The following is a 6165-nucleotide window of genomic DNA, read 5'->3' as shown; positions in this document are numbered from 1 at the left end:
CCGGTCGACGCGTTCTGGCAGGCGCACAGATCCGCTGCCGCGCACTACAGCGAACTCGTCCGCACCGCCGTGTCCGGCGCCCCCGCCCTCCCCGGCGACCCGGTGGTCTGGGACCTCTACGGGGGAGCGGGCCTGTTCTCCGCCGCCGTCCTCGACGTGGTCCCCCGGGCCCGCGTGATCGTGGTCGAATCCTCGCCCGCCTCCCTCGAGGCCGTGGGATCGGCTCTCGGGATCGGCCCCGCGGTCGTCCCGGTGGCGTCGAGGGTGGAGCCGTTCCTGGAGCGGTCGAGCGGTTCCGGCGATCGCGGCGACGAACCCGACCTCGTGATCCTGGACCCGCCGAGAGGCGGCGCGGGAATCGAGGTGATGGCCACGCTCGCTCGTGGTACGGCGTCCCGCATCGTCCATGTGGGGTGCGACCCGGCCAGCCTCGCGCGCGATGTCGGGGTGCTCGTGTCAGCCGGTTGGACACTCGCGGGGATCCGCGGTGTCGCGGCGTTCCCCGCGACACACCACGTGGAGGGCCTCGCCGTCCTCGACTCACCGCGGGTGCGCTGATCCCGGTGAGCCGGGGCCGGTCGGCCGGCGGCGGGCGCGAAGACCGTTTCCCCGTAGACTGTGGGTTCGACCCTGCGGGGTGCGGCAAGGGAAGGGGCAGTCGACGGCAATGAGTGTGCTCGATCAGGTGAACGGCCCCTCCGACCTCCGTGCACTCGGATCCGACGAGCTGGTCCGGCTCTGCGGTGAGATCAGGGAGTTCCTCATCCGCAAGGTGTCCGCGACAGGTGGGCACCTCGGCCCCAATCTCGGCGTGGTGGAACTGACGGTCGCGCTACACCGCGTGTTCGACTCCCCGCGGGACCCCATCGTCTTCGACACCGGGCACCAGTCGTACGTCCACAAGATCGTCACGGGTCGGAAGGACCAGTTCGACGGTCTCAGGACGCGCGGGGGTCTGTCCGGCTATCCGTGCCGTGCGGAGAGTGAACACGACATCGTCGAGTCCTCGCACGCGACCTCGTCGCTCTCATACGCCGACGGACTCGCCAAGGCGTACTCCCTCAGCGGCCAGAACGACCGGACCGTCGTCGCGGTGATCGGCGACGGGGCGATGACAGGGGGCATGGCCTGGGAGGCGCTGAACAACATCGCCGCCGGCAAGGACCGGCCCATGGTGATCGTCGTCAACGACAACGGCCGGTCGTACTCGCCCACGATCGGCGGACTGGCCGAACGGCTCGGGGTCCTGCGTCTCCAGCCCGCGTACGAGAAGGCGATGGACCACACCAAGCGCACTCTGGGCGCCCGAAAGGATCTCCTCGGCAAGGCCGTGTACTCGATCCTGCACGGGATCAAGACGGGACTCAAGGACGTGGTCTCACCGCAGGAGTTGTTCGCCGACCTGGGTCTGAAGTACATGGGGCCCGTCGACGGGCACAATCTGGCCGCCACCGAATCGGCGTTGCGGTTGGCCAAGGACTTCGGCGGGCCGGTGGTCGTCCACGTGGTGACCCGCAAGGGCATGGGCTACGTCCACGCGGAGAACAACGTCGCCGACCAGATGCACGCGACCGGGGTCATCGACCCCGACACCGGCCGCCCGCTCTCGTCGTCGTCGTCAGTGGACTGGACGTCGGTCTTCTCAGATGAGCTGTGCGAGATCGGGGCGCAACGAGACGACGTGGTGGCCATCACCGCGGCCATGGCCGGACCGACGGGGCTGACCGCCTTCGGCGACCGGTTCCCGGATCGCATGTTCGACGTGGGCATCGCAGAGCAGCACGCGGTAGCCTCGGCCGCCGGACTTGCGCTGGGTGGGCTGCACCCCGTGGTGGCCGTCTACTCCACGTTCCTCAACCGGGCGTTCGACCAGCTGCTGATGGACGTCGCCCTTCTCGGGCTACCGGTCACCCTGGTACTCGATCGCTCCGGGGTGACCGGCCCCGACGGCGCCAGCCACAACGGGATGTGGGACCTGTCGCTGGCGGGGATCATCCCGGGCGTCCGGGTGGCCGCACCGCGCGATGCCGAGACCCTCCGCGCGGAACTCCGTGAAGCCGTGGCGGTGACGGACGGCCCGACCGTGGTGCGCTTCCCCAAGGGGTCCGTCGGTGAGCCCCTTCCGTCGTTGGAGACATCGTCGGACGGCGTGGACCGGGTGTTCGGGACCGGGGACGCCGACATCCTGGTGGTCGCGGTCGGGTCGATGGTCGCGCCGTCGACGGCGGCGGCACGGGAACTGCGGGCCGAGGGGGTATCGGTCGACGTGGTCGATCCGCGCTGGGTCTATCCCGTCCCGCAGTCGATCGTCGACTCCGCCCGTGGTCGCCGGCTCGTGGTGACGGTCGAGGACAACGGGATCCACGGCGGCGTCGGTTCGGCGGTCTCGGCGGTGCTGGAGCGCGCGGGGGTCGGTGTTGATCGACTGACCCTCGGCCTTCCGCAGGAGTTCCTCGATCACGCCTCCCGGGGCGAGATCCTCTCCGACACGGGGTTGACCGCGGAGGGGATCGCCGACGGTATCCGCCGTCGCCTCTACGACCGCGTCGAGAGCTGAGGGACGGCGGTCTCAGCCGTCCACTCTGAACCGGCGCACCGCCTCGAGCAACGGCGCCTGCGTCAGGTCGATCTGCCATCGGCGGGCACCCTCGTCCCCGAGGACCCGGTGGAGCAGCTCCGCGTCGTCGGCGGGGTCGGTGGTGGCCGCCCGCCACGCCCACAGCCGGAGCGACGACGGCTTGAGCAGCAGGCCCTGGTCGATATCGAGCTCCCGGGCGAGCGAACCGATCGCCTCGCGAGCGATGTCCAGCAGAGCGGCCGCATCCGGGTCCGTGCGCTTCCACGTGGTGTGCGGAGGATGCTCGCCGCGTGGCGCCTGACGGGCGGGTAGGTCGCCACGCCCGAGTTCGGCGGCCCACTCCAACGCGGCCAGCCAGTCGTCGGCCAGTCGTCTGCGATGCGGACCCTCGAAACCCTCGATCGCCAGGAGGTCCGACCGGTTCGTCGGCGCGGTCCGGGCCGCCTCGATGATCGCCGCGTCCGTGAGCAGTCTCTTGGGGGCGATGTCCCGCTCTGCCGCCACCCGGTCACGCGCCATCCACAACTCCCGCGCGCGGGCGAGCTGGCGGGCGTCGCGAAGTGTGCTCAGGCGGTCCAGTCGACGCCAGGGGTCCGGCGCGGTCGGAACCGGACCGGAGTCCACGAGGTGTCGACATTCCGCGTCGAACCAGTCACGCCGACCGAGCTCGTCGAGGCGGGGGAGCACCGCCTCCGCGAGGTCGTGGAGGAACAGCACGTCGTAGGCGGCGTAGTCGAGCCACGCCGGTGGCAGCGGGCGACGGGACCAATCCGCCGCCGAGTGCGCTTTGGCCAGCCCGATCCCCAGGTACTCGGAGATCATCGTGCCCAGGTTCACCCGCTCCAACCCGAGGAATCGCCCGGCGAGTTCGGTGTCGATGACAGCGCTCGGGCTGATCCCGAGTCCACGGAGTGACGGGAGGTCCTGGCTCGCGGCGTGCAGGAGCAGGGGGCGCTCGGAGAGGAGGCCGGCGAGCGGTCCGACCGTCCGGCCCGGTGTCTCGGGGTCGACCAGTAGCGCCGGCCCGTCGGCCGGACGCAGCTGCAGCAGGAAGGCGCGCTCGGAGTAGCGGATCCCTGACGCGCGTTCGACGTCCACCGCCACCGGCCCGGCGGAGGACGTGATGACGGAGGCGACCGCCCGGAGGCCGGGGGCGTCGTCGACGAAGTCGTACTCGGCCGGGGGCGGTGGGGCCCCGGGCGGGGTCTGGCCGCGACGTCGGCCGCTCACGCCCGACGGGGTAGGGATGTCACGCCGACCGGCGGGAGTCCGGCGGCGAGCGAGAGGGTCTTGCAGAACGCGGCCGCGTGGCCGGTCAGGTCGGGGTCGAGTGCGGTCCACGACGCGCGCAGCTCGAGCTGATGGGCCTGCGGTGGCCCGGAGATGTCGCCGTAGCGCACCGAGGCGGTACTGGTGACTGTCCCGCCCAGGGACGTGTAAGGTCCGGCGTCCTCCTCCAGGGCCTCGGTGAGCCAGCTCCAGGCGACCCGGGGCAGGAGCGGATCACCGGCGAGCGAGGCCTCCATGTCCGCCTGGATGTAGGCGACCAGTCGGAGGGTGCCGTTCCACGCGTCGTCCCCGGAGGGGTCGTGGAGGAGGATCAGACGGCCGAACGCGTCGCCGTCGGAGAACTCGGGCACATCGTCCCCGCCGGGCGGAATGATCTCCACGCCGAGTGCGTGACTGTACGGCGCCAGTCTCTGAGGCGGACGGATCGGGCCGACGGAGATCTCAGGGCGGACCTCGAGCCGGGACAGCGACTCGACCGCCTCCCGGAAGACCTCGGGCTCGCCGTCATTGACCGATGTGCTCACAGGGCCTCACGCTAGCGACCGGCCGACGGCGGCCCGAGGAGGCGCGCCGTCAGCCACCGGGGTGGGGTGAGGGGCCCCGGTGACGGACTCATGGGACCATGGGGGTGTGCTGAACTCCGATGTGCCCTCGAATCCCAGGTCCGCCGACTCCCGGGGTGCCGGGCCCGCCACGGCTCGACGAGCCGGGACCGGACCCTACCTCGACGAAGTCAGGGGCACCGGCGCCGCCCGCACCCCGGTGTGGTTCATGCGTCAGGCGGGACGCTCGCTCCCCGAGTACCGCGAACTCCGGGCCGGGACCACCATGCTCGAGGCCTGTTTCGATCCCGAGATGACCTGCGAGATCACGGTGCAGCCCGTCAGGCGCCACGGGGTGGACGCCGCCATCTTCTTCTCCGACATCGTCATCCCGCTCGCGGCGGCGGGGGTGGACATCGACATCGTCCCGGGCACCGGGCCGGTGGTCTCCACGCCCATCCGCGACGAGGCCGGGGTCGCCGCCCTGCCCGACCTCACACCGGACCGCCTCGAGAAGATCGGTGAGGCCGTCCGCCTGGTGATCGCCGAGCTCGACCCGCACGTCGCGCTCATCGGATTCGCCGGCGCCCCGTTCACCCTGGCCTCCTACCTCATCGAGGGAGGCCCCAGCCGCAACCACGAGCACACCAAGTCCCTGATGTACTCCCGACCCGACGTCTGGCACGCGCTGATGTCCAAGTTGGCCGATCTGACCACGGTGTTCCTGCGTACCCAGATCGACGCCGGTGTGGACGCGGTGCAGCTGTTCGACTCATGGGCGGGGGCGCTGAGCCTGCGCGACTATCGTTCGATGGTGCTGCCGCATTCGGCCGGGATCTTCTCGGACGAGGTGATCTCCACCGTTCCCCGGACGCACTTCGGGGTGGGCACCGGGGAGCTCCTCGGCGCCATGGGGGAGGCCGGTCCGGAGGTGGTCGGGGTGGACTGGCGGATCCCGCTGGACGACGCCGCCGGTCGGGTGCCGGGGAAGGTGCTCCAGGGCAACCTCGACCCCGCCATGCTGTTCGCCGATCGTCCCGCCCTGGACTCCGAGGTCCGCCGGATCCTCGACGAGGGTTCGCGCGCGCGTGAGCTCGGAGCCCGCGGCCACGTGTTCAACCTGGGGCACGGGGTCCTGCCCGCCACCGACCCGGGCGCCGTGACCCATGTGGTGGAGCTGGTCCACGAACTGAGCGGGAAGTAGGGGTGGCGCCTCGAGTCGCAGTGGTCGGTGGTGGCCTGAGCGGCCTGACCGCCGCCTATCAGCTCGCCCTCGACCTTCCTGACGCCCGGATCACGGTGCTCGAGGCGTCCGACATCCCGGGCGGGGCGCTGCACACGGTCGACTTCCCGTCCGGGCCCATGGAGCTCGGGGCCGAGGCCTTCATCGGCCGTCGCCCGGAAGCATCCGAACTCGTCGCCGAGCTGGGCCTGACCGACGCCCTGCGCCATCCCGGCCCGCTCGGCCCGGCGATCCTCACCGGCGGCCGGCTGGTCCCGATGCCGCCCGGCACCGTCATGGGGCTGCCGTCCGACGTGACCGCCCTGACCGGCGTCCTGACCCCCGCGGAGTCGGACGCCGCCGCCCGCGAGAGGGACACACCACTGGAGTGGGAGCCAGGCGGCGACGTCTCGCTGGGCCGCCTGGTCGCCGAGAGGTTCGGAGACGCGGTGGTCTCGCGACTCGTCGACCCCATGCTCGGCGGCGTGTACGCGGCGCCCAGTTCGGGGCTCGGCCTGCGCCAGGTGGTCCCA

Annotated in this window: 5 protein-coding genes and 1 pseudogene; 4 read left to right on the top strand and 2 right to left on the bottom strand. The window is 71.4% G+C overall.

From position 1 onward, the window contains the following. Together G6026_RS10910 and dxs are read left to right on the top strand one after the other, a co-directional pair. A pseudogene (locus tag G6026_RS10910) lies at window positions 1-558 on the top strand (class I SAM-dependent RNA methyltransferase); the annotation flags it as partial. 109 nt (window positions 559-667) lie between these two features. Continuing rightward, on the top strand, window positions 668-2557 hold the full coding sequence (dxs, locus tag G6026_RS10905) for a 1-deoxy-D-xylulose-5-phosphate synthase (RefSeq protein ID WP_182613194.1): 1890 nt from the start codon (window positions 668-670) through the stop codon (window positions 2555-2557). 12 nt (window positions 2558-2569) lie between these two features. Here dxs and G6026_RS10900 read toward each other — a convergent pair whose 3' ends face one another. Both G6026_RS10900 and G6026_RS10895 read right to left on the bottom strand, forming a co-directional pair. After that, window positions 2570-3808 carry an HRDC domain-containing protein gene (locus G6026_RS10900; protein ID WP_182613193.1) on the bottom strand — a complete coding sequence of 413 codons (1239 nt, stop codon included), beginning with the start codon at window positions 3806-3808 and terminating at the stop codon, window positions 2570-2572. Beyond that, on the bottom strand, window positions 3805-4392 hold the full coding sequence (locus tag G6026_RS10895; RefSeq protein ID WP_182613192.1) for a DUF3000 domain-containing protein: 588 nt from the start codon (window positions 4390-4392) through the stop codon (window positions 3805-3807). Before G6026_RS10895 ends, G6026_RS10900 begins: the two co-directional genes overlap by 4 nt. A gap of 106 nt (window positions 4393-4498) precedes the next feature. Between G6026_RS10895 and hemE the strand changes: the two genes are divergently transcribed. Further along, complete coding sequence (gene hemE, locus G6026_RS10890; protein WP_107756575.1) at window positions 4499-5614, top strand: uroporphyrinogen decarboxylase; 1116 nt, start codon at window positions 4499-4501, stop codon at window positions 5612-5614. 2 nt (window positions 5615-5616) lie between these two features. Further along, on the top strand, window positions 5617-6165 hold a 549-nt coding region (locus G6026_RS10885), incomplete at its 3' end, for an FAD-dependent oxidoreductase (protein WP_182613191.1).

The sequence above is a fragment of the Dietzia sp. DQ11-38-2 genome, assembly GCF_014145055.1.
GTDB lineage: Bacteria > Actinomycetota > Actinomycetes > Mycobacteriales > Mycobacteriaceae > Dietzia.
This window is presented reverse-complemented; position numbering and strand designations above follow the sequence as displayed.